11 protein-coding genes are annotated in these 16628 nt (G+C 44.7%); 5 read left to right on the top strand and 6 right to left on the bottom strand.

Going from position 1 to position 16628, the window contains the following annotated elements; translation table 11 throughout:
- Positions 1–118 precede the first annotated feature (118 nt).
- Positions 119–970, top strand: a complete 852-nt coding sequence (locus tag GVN16_RS15425; RefSeq protein WP_166564812.1) for a winged helix-turn-helix domain-containing protein — start codon at positions 119–121, stop codon at positions 968–970.
- A gap of 90 nt (positions 971–1060) precedes the next feature.
- On the opposite strand, the gene GVN16_RS15420 is transcribed toward GVN16_RS15425, so the two are convergent.
- Both GVN16_RS15420 and GVN16_RS15415 read right to left on the bottom strand, forming a co-directional pair.
- A complete protein-coding gene (locus GVN16_RS15420; RefSeq protein WP_166564811.1) occupies positions 1061–2119 on the bottom strand; it encodes a phosphoglyceromutase in 1059 nt (352 codons plus the stop codon).
- A gap of 57 nt (positions 2120–2176) precedes the next feature.
- On the bottom strand, positions 2177–2740 hold the full coding sequence (locus tag GVN16_RS15415; RefSeq protein ID WP_166564810.1) for an HD domain-containing protein: 564 nt from the start codon (positions 2738–2740) through the stop codon (positions 2177–2179).
- Positions 2741–2976: 236 nt separating this feature from the next.
- Here GVN16_RS15415 and GVN16_RS15410 point away from each other — a divergent pair, with 236 nt between their 5' ends.
- Positions 2977–3762 (top strand): protein-glutamine glutaminase family protein, encoded by a 786-nt coding sequence (locus tag GVN16_RS15410; protein WP_166564809.1) that lies wholly within the window; start codon positions 2977–2979, stop codon positions 3760–3762.
- 63 nt (positions 3763–3825) lie between these two features.
- On the opposite strand, the gene GVN16_RS15405 is transcribed toward GVN16_RS15410, so the two are convergent.
- Positions 3826–5055, bottom strand: coding sequence for a hypothetical protein (locus GVN16_RS15405; protein WP_166564808.1), 1230 nt, complete (start codon positions 5053–5055; stop codon positions 3826–3828).
- A gap of 82 nt (positions 5056–5137) precedes the next feature.
- On the opposite strand from GVN16_RS15405, the gene GVN16_RS15400 reads away from it, so the two are divergent.
- Positions 5138–6652 carry a glycosyltransferase family 39 protein gene (locus GVN16_RS15400; protein ID WP_166564807.1) on the top strand — a complete coding sequence of 505 codons (1515 nt, stop codon included), beginning with the start codon at positions 5138–5140 and terminating at the stop codon, positions 6650–6652.
- 17 nt (positions 6653–6669) lie between these two features.
- On the opposite strand, the gene GVN16_RS15395 is transcribed toward GVN16_RS15400, so the two are convergent.
- The 3 genes from GVN16_RS15395 to GVN16_RS15385 form a co-directional block, all read right to left on the bottom strand.
- Positions 6670–9231: a phosphocholine-specific phospholipase C gene (locus tag GVN16_RS15395; RefSeq protein WP_166564806.1), complete on the bottom strand. Its 2562-nt coding sequence runs from the start codon at positions 9229–9231 to the stop codon at positions 6670–6672.
- Between the two features lie 317 nt (positions 9232–9548).
- Complete coding sequence (locus GVN16_RS15390) at positions 9549–11141, bottom strand: SusD/RagB family nutrient-binding outer membrane lipoprotein (RefSeq protein ID WP_166564805.1); 1593 nt, start codon at positions 11139–11141, stop codon at positions 9549–9551.
- Positions 11142–11167: 26 nt separating this feature from the next.
- A complete protein-coding gene (locus GVN16_RS15385; protein ID WP_166564804.1) occupies positions 11168–14353 on the bottom strand; it encodes a SusC/RagA family TonB-linked outer membrane protein in 3186 nt (1061 codons plus the stop codon).
- Positions 14354–14720: 367 nt separating this feature from the next.
- On the opposite strand from GVN16_RS15385, the gene GVN16_RS15380 reads away from it, so the two are divergent.
- Positions 14721–15467: an HAD hydrolase-like protein gene (locus GVN16_RS15380; protein WP_166564803.1), complete on the top strand. Its 747-nt coding sequence runs from the start codon at positions 14721–14723 to the stop codon at positions 15465–15467.
- Positions 15454–16596, top strand: a complete 1143-nt coding sequence (locus tag GVN16_RS15375; protein WP_166564802.1) for a TIGR03364 family FAD-dependent oxidoreductase — start codon at positions 15454–15456, stop codon at positions 16594–16596. Before GVN16_RS15380 ends, GVN16_RS15375 begins: the two co-directional genes overlap by 14 nt.
- Positions 16597–16628: the final 32 nt, after the last annotated feature.

Here is a 16628-nt window from a genome sequence, read left to right as displayed (position 1 = left end):
TTGATTAATGGTTCAAATGTCGTAACCTGCTCACTGACAAGCGTAAAAGAAATGTAAAAAAGTGTAAAAGCAGATGCAAAATCTATTTTCTTAGCAGATTTTGCTCTACATTTGGGATATGAAACTGACTATTTACATCTTGTTTTTTTCGGGTTTAGCCTTCTCGGCCAGTACACTGTTACCGAAGGACGACAGCGTGTTTTTAGAAAAAAGAGCCGAGCTGGTCGTCAGGGAAATCGGGCATCATTTGCTGCTCATTTCCGGTGATTCCTCTTCCAGGATTCTCCCTGTCAAAAAGTATGGGGAACACACTTTCAGGCTTGCGTTTCAGAATAAATTTTCTTTCATGCCGGATACTTTGGTCGCAGTTGTTCACAGAAGACTGAAGGCCGCAGGTTTGCCCCTGGATTACCGTGTCAGCGTGCTGAATTGCGGAGTCTCACAGCTGGTCTTCGGCTATGAGATGAACACAAAGAAAGGGGATGTATTGCCTTGTATCGGCCGCAGTCAATCGGAAGATTGTTACGTGATTGATATTGAGTTTATAGAAAACGAAGTGAGTGTAATAAATGGGAAAAACGTCCTGCTGATTACCTTGTTTTCTGTAGTGATGCTCGTTATGTTTTATGCCCGGAAAAGACTTAAAAAGCCTGTACCGGAAGAAACAGAGCCTTTTCTGATGATCGGGGCCTACACTTTTTATTTTGAAAAGAAGCTCCTGAAAAACAAGCAGGAGACCGTTGAACTGTCTGATAAGGAATCCAAAATCCTTCATATTTTTGCCAGGCATCAGAACGAAACGGTTGAAAGGGACAGGTTGCTGAAAGAGGTCTGGGAAGACGAAGGCATTTTCGTGATTGGCCGCAGCCTCGATGTTTTTGTATCCAAACTCAGGAAAAAACTGCAAAACGATCCCCGTGTCAAAATCACCAATATTCATGGAAAGGGGTATAAGCTTTGGGTGGAATAAGCGGACTATTTAATAACTTTCAAAGGTCATCTATATGTAGGAACAGGTAATATCCTGTAAATCCAGTAATCCACTCCAAAGCCTGTAAACCTACTTTTTAAACGCACTTTCTATTACTTTCCCGATTTCCTTTCCGTTGGTAAAGTCATAGCCCAGAAACTTTGCGGCCGTTTTAGCTACCTGATTCTGATATATGGTATCCTGGGAAGTCATTTCACCCGAAGCCGGTGTGTCAGGGCCGATTACCGCGGTCCAGATCTGATAACAATCGGCTATTTTCTGCCCGTGGCTGGTCCACTGAGTTTTATTTTTATCTCCTCTGCCATGATCAGTGAGGATGATGAAGGTGGTCTTGTCTTTATATTGAGGCGTATTCTGGCAATAAGTCCATAAGTCAGAGATGAATTTATCTACCGTATTGGCGGCAAAAAGATACTCGTCGTATTTGGCCTCATGGGCAAACTCGTCGGTTTCATCAAATGCCAGGAAGAATGCCTTGGGCTTATTCTTTTTGATGTACTCTTTGGCCAGGTAATAAGTAACAAAATCATGCCTGTTGCTGGCCAGGCTGGGGTAAGTGGACTGAATCTCGTTCAGTATCTTTTCCGTTTCGCTGACGTTACCCGTGACTTGCTCCAGACCCGCATTAACCGGAATACCACTCCTTTGAGAATTGATGATATAAGGGAAACAATCCCAGGTGGCATAAGCGGCGACTTTGCCTTTTAGGGCTTTTTGCTGATTTAAAAACTCGAGCACCGATACGTTTGCATTCCAGAGTTTGTCATTGGACTTGACGCTGTCGTCGGCAAAACCCGTCAGGATTTCGTTGTAGCCTGGATAGGAAAACCAGTATGGGTTCATGAGGTTGGCTTTATTACCCAGCCACCTGTTTCCGTATAACTGACCTTGTTTGGCGATTGTGTTCCAGAAAAAAGGCATAAGTTTTTTCCTCCGGTTTTCCAGGGTGTCAGACCAAAAGGTTTTGACCAGCTTCTGGCGGTCTCTTACATATTCCTTTTTGTTTAAGAGGGCCGAATCTGCTCCGCCGAAGAGTTCCTGCCATCTGAATCCGTCGGTGGTGATGATGAATACGTTCTCCGTTTTTTGTTGTGCAGCCGCTTGCCCGGCAATGAAGATCAACAGCATTAATGCTGTTGTTTTTACAGATATTCTCATGAAATATAAGGTCAGTGTTTTAATTTCTCAGGCGTGAACGAAACTTGATTCACAAAGCTGAAGGAAATACTGAAGATCAGGCGTTTCCTTTCCGACTACTTTGGCTTCATCGTCCCACAGCCTCAGGTTAATGATGTCTCTAAAATAAGGATTATTTTCGAAAATGACGGCTTCTTCGAGGGTCATTTTACCACCCTGGAACTCAAGGGTCACTTTACTCGCTTCTGAAAGGGCCATGTAATAATCAGGATTGGAAAAACAAAGGTATCGTTTCGCATTGACGTGGTTTTCTGTCAGCAAAATGATTCTTTCTGAGAACCCGCTGTTTCTGAGCCAGTCGGCAGCGGCTTCTTCATGGTCTTTACGGCCGTAACCGTTCATCTGGTCTGCCTGATCATCTTCCAGGAGATGCCCGATGTCATGCAGAAAAGCGGCGATCTGGACTTCTAAACTTGCCCCGGATTTTTTGGCCAGCATAGCGGCCTGGGCGGCATGTTCAAATTGTGTGACTTTTTCGCCGAAATATTGCTCATTACCGCCTTTGAGGAACAAGCTTTCTATTTCTTTTAAGACCTTTTCTGAAGTTTCCATAAACGTATTTCAGGGTTAATTGAATTGGTTTCAACCTTAACTGAGGGTTGATTAACCGGGTTATTTCAGGACTACAAAAATAGGGCCTGAAAATATCGGGGATGTTATCAGTAATTCAACAATTTGTTAAGTTTTGGGGGTCGGACCCGCTCACGAATATTTTACAATTCCTTAATTGATTTTTTGACGACATACTTCCTTAAGTAGGGTACTTTTGATTTGTAAATAATCTTTCAATGCTGACGCTTAAAGAAGCTGTACCGGAGTTGGCTTTCCAACCGGTTTTTGACGAAATCAGAAGGACATTGTATCCGGTTTACCGGTATCTTCAGGGCAATTGTCACTGTAATGCACACCTGGCTTCTCTTATCCTGAGAAGCAGGGGAATTGCACATAAAAAGATCTGGATTTTTGCACCGTCCAGATATTCCGTCAAATCGAATGAATCATTCAGGATCTATGACCGCAACCAGATTTCGCCTAACGGCTGGATCAACTGGGGTTATCATGTGGCTCCGATGATCAGTATTGAAGGCAAAGACTTCATTTTTGACTATAACTTTTCCGAAACATCTCCTCTGAGCCTTTCGGAGTGGCTGTCTTATTTTTGTCTGAATAAGTTCAAATGCGTCATTGAGGAGGCAGATAATTTCCTTTTCTATACCCGTCTGGAAGATGAAAAACAGGTATTTGACAACAGTTTCTATCCTCTGGAGGGAGAGTGTCTTGAAAACGGCTGGCTGGAAAAGGGCCTGGCAGTGAACGAAACCGCTCTCACCATGTACCAGGATTGTTATCTGAATGCCCTGAATAATGGCGGAAGTAAGGAGCTGCTGGATGATTACAAACAACTGATCGGCCGGATCCTTAATTTTGAATGCGTTTTTCGTGAGCGGGGTTTTAATAAACGGATGACCACCGAATTTCAGACCCGCCATCAGGATCTCATCCGTTACTACAGGGGTGTTTATGAGGACAATGTCGCCAAGTGGAAAAAGGTCACCGATTGTTACAGACCGTAAGCAGCGTGCTCAGACACGGATGAATAAAAAGGGTTTCGGAACAGAAACCCTTCTCTATCGGAATCAGGAATAAACAGGCTGTCTTCTTTTCAATCTGAATCCACCACCGGTCATTTTCGGCCGGAATCCTGTCAGCCACATGATCATTAAGGCGATGGCAAGATAGAATAAGGTCCGGTGAAAATAGGTTTTGGGGTAATTGATCACCGGGCTGATGTGAGAGACCAGCCCGGGCTTTTTATCTGAATATCTGACGAGGGGATTAGTAAACAGTGATGATTCTTCAGACTCAGCCACCAGTCTCATGTATTGGCCGTTTTTCGGAAAAAAGACTGTTCCTTCCGACTGCTGCAAGGTCTGAAATACTTCGCCATCGAGGATTACTTTTATCACAATGGCTTTGCTTCCGAAATCAAAGTGGACGGAATCGCCTATTACCTTCAATTGCTTTATACTCAGATCATTTATGCCGTTTTTGGTGTTGATGCCGTAGTTTTTACCCTCCAGCAGGCTTTTCGTCATCTGGTTATTTCCGGGTAAAGTCACATAGATTTCATTCCAGATTTTATGCGTGGGTTCATTATGAATGTCGTGTGTATCATCATTGGCCAGTATCCAGGACAGCTTACCTGTTTTCAGGGCAGCATCCCATTCTTCTTCGGAAGTACGGTAGTGATTGAGGACTTCAGTAAAGTGGTATCCTGTCAGTTGCTTCATGTCTTCTGTGGAGTGGCCTTTCATAAAATTGGGATGGGCCAGAGCCACCAGGGCGTCGTTGTCGCGAAGCCTGTTGATGATGTCCTGTTTTTGAGAAAGGTTTTGAAATAAAGGATAATCAAAGTACTCGACCGAGGAAGGGTTGATGGCCAGTTTGTGAGACTTCATCAGGTTGATGCCATGTTCATAAACCGCGAAATTTTTATTGAGCGGATCGGTCGCAAAGTAATTGGAGATGCCTGCAAAAGCGTAACCTTTCTTTTGGTAGGAGTCCAGCAACTCTTCAGAAGAATTATGACCGTTGGTAAGTCCCCCCCAGGCTTTTGAATGGGCATGAAAATTGGCTTTGATGACCTGTCCTTTTACTTCCTGGTAGGGGTTATGGATGTTTTCTCCTCCAAACGGAGTGGTTTCAGGAAAGTCAAAAACAGTGGTTTGGGTATAAAAACACAGGGCTGATGTCAGCACCCAGCCTACAGTTGCTAACAAAAACTTAACAATGAATTTCGGGATAAATAACAGAAATTTGATCTTCTTTTGAAGGCTTCTGTCAAGCGTCAGTGATGTAAGAGACATAATTGATCTGAAAATGAATTCAAAGGTATTTAGCTGTAGCCAAACAGGCTTTAAGCCCGTTTTATCAAATCTTTAAGTAATTATGACGTCGGTTCCTGTGAACAAAATCCTCCTGTTTTTGCTTGTCTTTATCAGTCTTTTTTATGGCTTGAATGCCCCGCTTTTTGATGAAGACGAAGGGTTTTATGCAGAAGGTTCCAGGGAAATGCTGGCCAACAACGAGTTTGTTACCATCACCGCCAACGGTCAGCAGCGTTATGATAAGCCGCCTTTGGTGTTCTGGATGGTAGCCGGCAGCCAATGGCTCTTCGGGGCCCGGGAATGGGCAGTGAGGTTACCGTCTGTGATAATGTCGCTGGCGTTGATTCTTTTGATGTGCCGGTTTTCAAAAGAATATTCCGGGGTGGAATCATCCGGTAAACTGGTCGTCTTCTTCGTTGGGTCCGTTCAGTTATCCATGATCAGCAAGGCGGCCATTGCCGACGCCACTTTACAGTTTCTGCTGGTTTCGGTGATGCTGAATCTGTGGAGGTTTATCCATCATGAAAAGAAAAAACACCTGGTGCTGGCTTATGCAGCAGCGGGTCTTGCTTTTCTGGCTAAAGGCCCCGTAGCAGTGCTTATTCCTGCAGGGGTAATTTTGATTTATGCACTCAGATTTAAAGAATGGAAACTGATATTGAGGCTCCTTCACCTGCCTTCCCTGCTCTTGTTTTTCCTGATTGTCATTCCCTGGTTTTACCTGTGTTATCAGAAAGTTGGTTTTTTTGTGATGGAGGATTTCTTTCTGAAGCACAACGTCGGACGGTTTACCAATGCCATGGAAAGCCACGGAGGGAGCTGGTTTTATTATATCCCTGTCTTTTTTCTGGGGCTTATCCCCTTTGCGTTTGTTCATTTTAAGACTCTGCTGCAATGGAAAGCATGGAGAAGTGACCGCCTGAACTTTTTTCTGGCTGCCTGGTTTATCCTGGTTTTTGTGCTTTTCTCTGCCTCCGGCACCAAACTGCCTCATTACATCCTGTTGGGCTATGTCCCTTTATTAATGATGAGTACCGGGCGGAATACAGAGATGGAATGGAAAGGCGTGCTGTTTTCCGGCATATTCCTGGTGGCCGTTTTTGTGATAGCCCCGCTGGCAGCCCCCCGGTTTTCGGACATGATCAATGACGACTATGTAAAGGCCGTTATCAAAGGTTCTGAGGAGGTTTTCGATGCTAAATACTATTTTGTGATGGTTGCACTCTTAACCTTACTGGGAGTAACATTGTTTTTTAAGTCGCTGAAAAACAAAATGATGATAAGTTCATTGGTGGTGATCCTGGCATTTAATACGTTCTTTATTTATTACGGGAAAATCCAGCAGGAGCCTGTGAAAGAAATCGCATTGTTTACCCGGGAGATGAAAGAGAAAATCGTGATGCCCAATCATTACCTGCCAAGTTTTTCTTTTTATGCCGGGAGGATTTGCGACATCAGGCGGCCACTGGCGGGAGAGCTGGCTTTCGGAAAAATAACAGATTTTAAAAACCACAAGATCCTGATCATCAGAGAGAAATACGGTGTTGGCCTGGTAAGAATACAAAAGCCGGGCTGAACCCAGCTTTTGCTATATCAAGCGATGGCTTTGCCCATGGCGGGGTCAGTGAAGCCCGGGTTACCGGTTTCCACATGGCCGGCATATCGTGCTTCAAAACCTTCTTTTCCTGTAACTTTTACGCTGAAGTCATACCAGCCAAAGCTTTTGGTAAGGTCAAGCAACACAGTGGCCTGGCTTCCGGCTTTAATGGTTTTGGTATGGTTTCCGTAATTATAGGCATGGTCTGTGATTTCGACCGTCATTGTTTCGGCACCGGCAGGGTTGATCATCTGGAGCTCAAGGTTCCCTGTCAGACTTTTCTTATTTGTTTTTCCCCTCTGGTATTCAAAGTTTAGTTTGATGGCAGGGTCTGCGGCAGTCCCCTTAAATTCTCTGAAGAATCCGTTAGGGCCATAAACCTGGAGATGATAGCGGCTGTTTTCAAAGTCTGAAACCGGCCATTGGTCTTCAATCTGGTCACCGGTGGCTACTGCGTAGTTCCAGACCTTTACCGGCTCAAAACCGGCGTTGGTTTTGTATTTACCCGGAGCATACACAATGAAAGGAGCCCCTTCTGATTTCTTTCCGAAAATCTCATCAGACGCCTTGAACCTGATTCCGAAAGTCTTTTTCTCGGCAGATAGACCACCTTCCACATAAAACTGGTAAGGCAATGCGGAGGCTGCCCTTACACCACTTTCCTGTTTCGGAAGTATGGACGCGTAAGTGGCATCCTGGTTGATTTTATCAATATCAGTTTTGCTGAGTGTCTTAAAATTGGACGGCAGGTTTTTGAATTTGGCCTTATGAACGGTCTCGATAAAAGAAGTTCTCTGGACAAACTCAGGCAAGCTGATTTTTTCTCCGTTATAAGGCTTGAAAACAGAAGTCAGGTCACCGCAAACCGTACGTCTCCAGTTGCTGATATTGCTTTCCCTGATTTCCTTCCCTGTTTTTTTGCTCAGAAACTGCTCTAGGAACTGCAGGATCGAAGTATGGTCAAAAATCTCGGAATTGACTACCCCGCCACGGCTCCACGGGGAAGCAATAAGCAACGGCACCCGGTATCCAAGTCCGATCGGGCTGGAACGGGAATCTCTTTCCGGGTTTTCTCTTTTGCGTTTTAACTCCTGGGCCAGACTTACCTGTTCAACAGCGGCGTCAATGCCCTTAGACACTTTTCCGGTGTGAGGGATATTCGGATCAGGGGCCACATAAGGTGGTACGTGGTCAAAATACCCGTCATTCTCGTCATAACAAAGGATGAAAATGGTCTTTTTCCAGACTTCCGGATTTTTGGTAAGGATATCCATCGTTTCAGACAAGTACCAAGCTCCATACCATGGAGCTCCCGGGTGATCTGAGAAGTTTTCAGGGGCTACAATCCATGAAACCGCCGGTAGTTTACCACCCGAAACGTCTTCCCTGAACTGATGAAGCACGTCTCCTTTGGGCACTTGTACTTCTCTCGGTGTTCCGTTATCATCATATTTGAGTGTCGTCAATTCGTGATAATGCGGGTCGTTGCGGTTGGTCGTAAAGGCTTTTTTGTGAATATTCTTTTCAAAATCGCTCAGGTTTTCAAATTTCTCCGGTTTCCATTCCTCCAGGTCGTTGATCACGATTTTCAGATAATTCTCCTTCTGAGAAATTTCCCTCTGTGTTTTTTTATAGTCATCTGAAGCTTTGTCTAAAGTCTCCAGTTTTGTTTTCAGGGCAGCGATCTGCTCAGGCAACACCTTCTCCATTTTCTGGATAAAAGGGTAGTATTCTTTGTGAAACCTCACATGATACTGCTCAAACCATTCGATAGGATTATCTGTAAAATTCGCCAGCCATGAATCTTCTTCTCCTTCAAGTCCGGTAGGCAGACTTATTTCATTCTGGTATATTCTCCACGATATCCCGGCTTCTTCCAGTCTTTCCGGGAAGGTCTTCCATTTGGCCAGTTTGTCATAATCCACGTCTTCGTTTTTGACATTGGCTTTTGATTCCGGATTTTGCTGCTCACGGATGGTCCCGGTCCATAAATAAAGACGGTTAGGCGTTGTGCCTGTCAGCGACGAGCAGAAGTTCTGGTCACAAACAGTAAAGGCATCTGCCAGGGCATAGTAAAAAGGAATATCTTCACGGTCGTAATAACCGAGGGTAAGCGGCATTTTTTTGAAGTCTTTGTTGCCCGACTGTTTAACATCCAGCCATTTGTCGTATTTACCGTGGTTACGGGCGTCAACCTGGTTTTCCCAAGAGTGGGGCAGGGAGCTCATCCAGGTGGCTTTGGTGTCTTTAAGGTCCAGTCTGAACGGGGCAAAAGTTTCACCGGCAGCATTGGTCTGCAGCCAAACCCTGTTCTGGTTGGGCAGGTTAATGGCCCTCGGGTCATTAAAGCCTCTGACCCCTTGAAGGGTGCCGTAGCAGTGGTCAAACGAGCGGTTTTCCTGCATTAATATCACCACATGTTCAGCGTCCATGTAGGTACTTCCTTCTGCAGGATTAATGGCCATAGCTTTTTGTATGGAAGGAGGAAGCATACCTGCCAGTCCGGCTCCTCCGGCCAGCATGGCGGCTTTCTGAATAAATTCTCTTCTTGTTTCCATAGGTGAAATGCCGGGAATTCCGGCCTGAAGCATTAAATTTTAAGATTGTAAACAGACCGGCAAGTTATCTAAAAATAAAAACAGGAACAATGGCCTTTTATTACTTTTATGTAAACTAAATGAGATACCCCGGAAGGACTGAAAAAGACTATTGTATCTGAACAGAAAGTGAATAAACATCAGCCAAAACGAAAAAAGCGAGGAAGAAGCCTTCCCCGCTTTTGAATCATTTATTAACCTAAACTATAAGAGAGATCTTTAAGAAAGGAAACGAGAAGTCCTCCTTTTTCCTTTCTCCATTTACCGTTCTCCGGCTCTTATTTCAGAAGCCAGATTACTTCATTGATATTGTCTTTTCCGGCAAACTGGCTGTCAATAGCCTTTTTGTAATTTTCAGGATTGGTAGTGATCTCAGAGATCGGATATTGCCAGCGAACGGCAATCCTGCCTGAGTTACCTGTTCCCACACCTGTATAGAAGGTAGGGAATCCTGTTCTTCTCCAGTTGAAGTATGCTTCCATACCTGAGTTCATGAAGAAAGCCAGGTATTTCTGAGTAAGAATGTTTTCCAGACCGCTGTTGTCAGCTTTGTATTTCACATTGGCTTGTGCATAGTAAGTATCGAAGTCAAAATTGACAGTGAAAGTGGCAAAATCAGAAGCTTCGCGACCACCTGTTTTTGAATAGGTCATGGTATTTACACCATTGGTGATGCCATAAAAACCAAGGGATGCCTGAATACCTTTTTTGTACCAGTCCTCAGCACTACCAGTTGCCCAGCCTCTGTGGTAAGCTTCTGCAATGTTGAAACACATTTCAGAATAACCTACGATGGCGGTGTTTTGTCCTATATAATTGGTATAAAACCTGTTCCTGTTCTGGAATGAGTATTTACCCGGTGCAAATCCCGCTCCGTTGTTTACTCCTGCATTGGAAGCCATATCGGCCAGGTCTTCGCCTGAGCTTGCTCCGATGTAAGCAGTGTAATCAGAAGGGAGTTTACCGCTTTTCAATTCGAATCCGGCCGGCTCACAGGTTCTCATTACCCTTGGGTCCTTTCTGTCTACCAACGGCTGAACGTAGGCTTTAGCCATGTTCTGACGCGTAGCATCGAAACCGAAGTTATCCGGGTTAGAAGGATATTTGTTGAAATTGTTCGATACAAACTGAAGGCTTTCGTCAGTTGAAGTCAATAAAGGATATTTGGCAGGATTGCTTACGATCTGGGCAAATTTGGTTTTAACAGCCAGGTCGGTGTCGCTGTCTTTTTTGCTCAATGTCAACAAGATTCTCAACTGGAATGCGTTGACAGCCTTCTGCCATTTTTTAAGGTCTCCGCCATAATAGAAATCACCGGTGATGGTATTCTGACCTTTGGCGATTAGGGCCGTCAGGTCAGTGTTTGATTCCTCCAGCCATTTCAGGATCTGGATGTAGATGTTTTTCTGGCTGTCATAAGCAGGCGTTGTTTCTGCAATGCCTTTCAAAGCCTCAGACAGAGGCAGGTCCCCTACTTTTTTGGTCATCTGGTCATAATAAAAAGCCCTGAAGAATTTACCCAAAGCAGAATAAGGGTTAACAGCATCAGCACCGGAACGAAGGGCTTCTTCTTCCATTTTGATCACGTTTTTGATCGTGAAGAAATGGTTGTTCATCTCTGTCCAGGTATATTCGTTCGTCGCATAATAGTTATAGTTCGAACAGAAATACTGGTTCCAACGCATCTCCGCACTGAAAGGCCGGCCGGTGCTGTTGTAAAGATCATATTCAACACCCTGAAGGATCAGGGAAGCGGGTACGTTGACAGGTCTGTTGGGGTCTTTTTCAAGATCCTCGAAAGATTTTTCGCATGAACTGGCTACCAGGAGCAGAACTACAGAAAAAACGGATATTAATTTATTTATTTTCATTTTCTTGTCTTTAAAATAATGGGCGATTAGAATGTCAGGCTGAAGTTGATACCATATCTTCTGGTAGACGGTGTCTGAAGACCCGACCCTCCGTCAGTGATGTACTGGTTAAGATCGATGTCCTTCTTCTCCGCGAAATACAGCAGGTTTCTGCCCACCAATGAAACTGATACATTCTGGATGTTTTTACCGATCCACTCTTTAGGAAGTGAATAACCTACGACTACTTCTCTCAGCATGCCGAACGAACGGCTCATCAGGTTACCCTCATCCGTGTTGTAATAACGGGCTACATAATCCTGAAGGAATTGCTTGGTGGTGTTCGGAGCATAAGTAAGCTCCGCATAGTTGGTAATCTTACCCGCTGCATCAAAGTTGATAGAAGCACCATTGGCTACCTGAACACCCTGACCTACGTAAGTTTTGTTACCCAGGAAATCCTGGTATCTCGCTGTAGCCATATCGCCCTGAACCAATGCGATGTTACGACCACCTCTGAAAGTCTGACGCTGAATGTAGTTAGAGATCACACCACCGATACGGCCATCAAACTGGAAGCTCATGCTGATGTTTTTGTAAGAAAACTTGTTGTTGATACCAAACACGAACTTAGGATTGATATAACCAAGAAACTGGGGAACGGGAGTTGTAATCGGACGGCCGGAGGCGTCATTAATGATTTGTCCTTCCGGCGTTTTAGCAAAAGCCGTACCATAGAATTTGTCCATACGGTCACCTACTTTAAAGAACCTGTTCAGGCTTTCAACACCCGGATAGATCTCTGTAAGTCTTTCCTGGTAAGTAGAATAGTTGGCTACGATATCCCAGTTAAATCCTGTAGCGTTTTTGATCGGAGAACCTGACAATGATATTTCCCATCCTTTTTTCTGGGTTTTGATACCGTTTACCAGGGCCGAGCTATATCCTGAAGTAGTCGAGATCGGAAGAGAGAAGATTCTAGGACCTTCATCCGAGATGAAATACGTCAGATCAAGACCTAGACGGTTCTGAAGGAATTTTGCATCAAAACCTAACTCTGTCTGAGAGGTAGAACTTGGCTGCAGACCAGGGTTGTTCAATCCGTTGGTATAATATGCCGACGGCTGGTTGTTATAAGAGAACGGCGTGGTATAAACTGCAGAGTTCTGATATGACGGGCCATCATAAGGAGAGTAGTACTGATCTCCGTATCCAAGCGGGTTACCATCACCCAAACTTGGGGTAGTACCGATGGTTGAGCGGGTCAGACCGTCTTTTACGTTCGCATATGAACCTCTCAGTTTCAGGAATGAAATTGCTGAAGGTAAAGGCAGGTAATCTGTTAAAGCTGTCGAAAGGGCAACCGACGGATAGAAGAACGTATTGTTTCCTTGCGGTAATGTCGAAAGCTTATCCACACGGCCTGTAGTAGATAGTGTCAACAGGTTTTTGTAGGTAAAGTCAGCAGAGTAATAAGCTGAGTTAACACGCATCGCCGAGTTGAAGTTAGCTGTTCTTACAGGGTTGGCCGAGTTACTGAAGTTATACAATCCCGGAACGTTCAGGTAATCGGTTGATCCGTACTGAGAGCTGTATTCAAAAGTTCTGATGTTACCACCCGCCCAGATTTTAGCGTTGAAATCTTTGAAAAGATCTTTGTCGAATTTAACAAGTATGTCGGTGTTGTTTTCGAAAAGCTTGCGTCTGTCTTCACGGTAGTCACCTCTTCTCTCGTCACGGCCATATGAACCGGCTGAGTACGGGAATTTCTCGCTTCTGAACAAGTCCCAGGTAGTCACCTGAGTTCTTAACATCACGTCAAGATAATCGGTAACATTATAAGTCATGGCGGCCTGTCCGATGATGTCAGACTTCTGGTGTCCACGCAACCACTCGTAACTCATGAAGTAAGGGTTGTTGTAACGTTGGTATTCTGCATAAATCTGCTGAATGCCTTCTTTGCCCGGTTGCCAGTAGTTACGCATGTCGTCTACGTCCCAGTCAGCACCTGCCCACAACACCATGTTGTAAATGATTGAGTTCGGACCGTAGTTTACATCCGGAATATTCGGAGTGTACTGACGGTTGTATTGCAGACCCGATTCAAATTTAAGTCTTTTCGAAAACTGGTAATCCGAAGTCAGGTTGAAGTTCGTGATGTTCAGTTTAGTATTTGGAACAATTCCCTTCTGATAAGTATGAGAAGCAGAAAAGCGAAGATTATATTTATCTCCTGAAGAGGATACAGAGACGTTGTTGGTTGAAAGGATCCCTGTCTGAAGAAACCTCGTAAGGTTGTCTTTTCCTCTTGCGATATAGGGTGTAGGGATTCTCTGGCCTGTAACAGGGTCAATCGGGCTGTCATACTGAGCGATAGGCTGACCGTCGAATTTAGGGCCCCAGCCACCGTCATAATCACCGTCATTTAATCCGCCACCTTTACCATCTACAAATGAATAACGGCCGTGGTCACCAGGGCCATATTCGTCCTGTACTTTAGGGATGGCATAAAAACCATTATCCAGCATGGTAGATGAATTGACATCCACTGAGAATCCTCTTTTATCTTTAGAACCTCTTTTGGTTGTGATCAGGATGGCACCGTTTTTACCTCTGAAACCATAAAGGGCAGCCGCTGAGGCACCTTTCAGAACAGAGTAAGTTTCGATATCATCAGGGCTGACGTTCCAGGTATCAGAGTTGATAGGCACACCGTCAACAACGAACAGAACCTCAGAGTTACCTCTCAATGAGATATTTGGTTTTCTCAGCAATTCAGGCTGGGCTCCGATGGTTAAACCGGCCACTTTACCTGCCAGTGCGTTGATCGCATTCGGCTCTCTTGCCTTGATAGTAGAGGCACCGTCAACACTCTGGATAGACACCCCGATTCTGCGGGCATCCTTTTTAATACCAAGGGCTGTTACCACCACTTCACTCAAGGCTTTGGAATCTTCAATCAGCGTAACATTGATGATAGATTTGTTTCCTACAGTAACTTCAGCAGAAACATAACCGATAGAAGAAAACACAAGAACCGAACCTGAATTCGGAACGATGATTTTGAAAGAACCGTCAACACCTGTAGAGCTACCAGTCTGCGTGCCTTTCAGTAAAACGCTGGAGCCGGGAATCGCCTCCCCTTTGTCTGATTTGACAGTTCCGGTAACAGTGGTCTGAGCGAAGGTCTGAAATCCGGCAAAAACCATCAGAACACACAGAAGTCTGCTCATGGATTTGCCAAATAGTTTGATTTTCTTTGGTAAAGTTTGGTACATATACATATGATTATTTAGTGTTTTTGCACATGAATCTGTAAGGGTTTACACCCATTCATTTGCGGACACAAAATACGAGTATCAATAAAAACTAATCATTAAGGAAAAGTAAACTGTTCTTAAAGTTCTCTTCTCAAAAAAGCCCGGGATTTAATATTGACATAACATAGTTTCGGTATAATACCTATTAAAGGGAGTAGGCAGCCCGGAGGTTAGTGGTTTTCTGAAATTTAAATATTCCTTAACATTGGAAACCGGAGTTTTCTTTCTTTAAACAGGATATTTGCGAGCTGGATTTTTCAGTGAAAACCGACATACAGGAATGAATAAAATTAAACTCGTCGTATTTGATATGGCCGGAACGACGGTCAGGGACAACAAGGAAGTAGAAACCTGCTTTGCCGAGGCCTGCAGCCAGACCGGGCTGGTAGTTTCGGAGGAGCGTATCCTGGCTCTGCAGGGATATTCCAAGATCGAGGTATTCCAGATGCTCTGGGATGAGAAGATCGGGAAAGACCACCCGGAGTATGAAGAAAATGTATTTGTTTCTTACGACACTTTCAGAGAAATTCTTGAAAACCACTATAAAACGCACGAGATCATTCCTATAGAGGGTTGCCTTGAAACGTTTGCTTATTTAAGAGAAAACGGCATTAAAATAGCTTTGACAACCGGGTTTTACAGGATTGTGGCAGACATCATCCTCAAAAAACTGGGCTGGCTGGAAGGTCTGGATGAAAACCATTTCAACATGGATGGCACAGCAGTTATCGACCTCTCCCTGACTCCCGACGATGTTATCAAGGGAAGACCGGAGCCTTATATGATTAAAAAAGCCATGGAAGTATTTGGAATCGAAGACCCGTGGCAGGTCATCAATGTGGGCGATACCCCTTCAGATCTTGAATCGGGTAAAAAGGCCGGGTGTTTACTGAGCCTTGGGGTGACCAACGGCACGCACAGCCATGATCAGCTGGCGGCTTATCCGAACGACGGACTCATCAACTCCATAGCAGGTATAATAGAAATTGTGAAGCAACAGAACGTGGTGGAGCATGAAAAAATATGATCTGATTGTAGTTGGAGGAGGGGTATTGGGTACGTTTCATGCCTATCATGCGGCTAGGAAAGGTAAAAAAGTATTGATCCTGGAAAAAGACAACCGTCCGGTGGGTTCTACAGTTCAGAACTTCGGGCAGGTGGTACCCTCAGGACTGGCCGGAAAATGGTTTGACCTGGGATTGAAAACCCTGGAAATATATAAGGAAATCCAGCAAAAAACTGACGTTTCAATCACTCAGCAGGGAAGTGTCTACATTGCTTCAGACGAAGCCGAGTGGCAGGTGGCTCAGGAAATGAGCAAAATTCACCAGGACCTGGGGTATGAAAACCAATTGCTGGACGCCAACGAAGTGACCGGTAAATTTCGCCATATTAAATCATCTTATGCCAGGGGAGGGATCTTTTATCCGGGCGATATGAGCGTTGAGCCTCATCTGCTGATTTATAAATTACTGGAATTTGTACAGGCTGAATATGGCGTGGAGTTACAAACCTCAAGGGCGGTAGTGGCCTGTGAAGACACACCGGCCGGAGCGGAATTGACCCTGGCAGGAAATGAAAAACTGCTGGCTGATAAAGTCGTTATTTGCAGTGGCTATGTTTTCAACCTGCTTTTTCCTGATATTTACCGCAGCAGCGGGCTGATCGTCAGCAAACTTCAGATGCTCAAGACACACCCAATGCCAGAAGTTAAACTGGGCAGCAATATCCTGACAGGCCTTACCATCAGGCGATACGAGTCGTTTGAGCAATGTCCTTCTTTCTCCCGGTTGGAGACTCCTGAGCATCTCAGAGAGCTGAAACAATGGGGCATTCACATTTTATTTAAGCAAGGGGCAGACGGATCAATCATTGTCGGCGATTCACACGAATATGCCGGGGTGGGCGAAGTCGAAAACCTCGGGCTGGGTTCTAAAGAGTTTATCGACGAACTTATGCTGAAAGAAGCAGCCAGGATCGTAGACTTTAACGTACAGAACATCGCTCAGAACTGGGCGGGATTGTATGCACAGCATCCCAACGAAATTTTTGAACATGACATCAGCTCCAATATTCATATCAGAACGGGCATCGGCGGAAAGGGCATGAGCTCAGGAGCCGGGTACGCAGGCGAAGTAATAGCCGGATTGTTCTGATTTAAAAAGATCTCTATTCACCCCAATATTTC

The organism is Emticicia sp. CRIBPO (assembly GCF_009905725.1).
Lineage (GTDB): Bacteria > Bacteroidota > Bacteroidia > Cytophagales > Spirosomataceae > Leadbetterella.
The sequence above is the reverse complement of the archived record's forward strand: the minus strand, read 5'-3'. Positions and strand labels throughout refer to the sequence as shown.

Bases quoted from the DNA above. Each gene is read 5' to 3' on its own strand.
- GVN16_RS15425 (WP_166564812.1), top strand. From the start codon at position 119: ATGAAACTGACTATTTACATCTTGTTTTTTTCGGGTTTAGCCTTCTCG.
- GVN16_RS15420 (WP_166564811.1), bottom strand. From the start codon at position 2,119: ATGCTGTTGATCTTCATTGCCGGGCAAGCGGCTGCACAACAAAAAACG.
- GVN16_RS15415 (WP_166564810.1), bottom strand. From the start codon at position 2,740: ATGGAAACTTCAGAAAAGGTCTTAAAAGAAATAGAAAGCTTGTTCCTC.
- GVN16_RS15410 (WP_166564809.1), top strand. From the start codon at position 2,977: ATGCTGACGCTTAAAGAAGCTGTACCGGAGTTGGCTTTCCAACCGGTT.
- GVN16_RS15405 (WP_166564808.1), bottom strand. From the start codon at position 5,055: ATGTCTCTTACATCACTGACGCTTGACAGAAGCCTTCAAAAGAAGATC.
- GVN16_RS15400 (WP_166564807.1), top strand. From the start codon at position 5,138: ATGACGTCGGTTCCTGTGAACAAAATCCTCCTGTTTTTGCTTGTCTTT.
- GVN16_RS15395 (WP_166564806.1), bottom strand. From the start codon at position 9,231: ATGGAAACAAGAAGAGAATTTATTCAGAAAGCCGCCATGCTGGCCGGA.
- GVN16_RS15390 (WP_166564805.1), bottom strand. From the start codon at position 11,141: ATGAAAATAAATAAATTAATATCCGTTTTTTCTGTAGTTCTGCTCCTG.
- GVN16_RS15385 (WP_166564804.1), bottom strand. From the start codon at position 14,353: ATGAGCAGACTTCTGTGTGTTCTGATGGTTTTTGCCGGATTTCAGACC.
- GVN16_RS15380 (WP_166564803.1), top strand. From the start codon at position 14,721: ATGAATAAAATTAAACTCGTCGTATTTGATATGGCCGGAACGACGGTC.
- GVN16_RS15375 (WP_166564802.1), top strand. From the start codon at position 15,454: ATGAAAAAATATGATCTGATTGTAGTTGGAGGAGGGGTATTGGGTACG.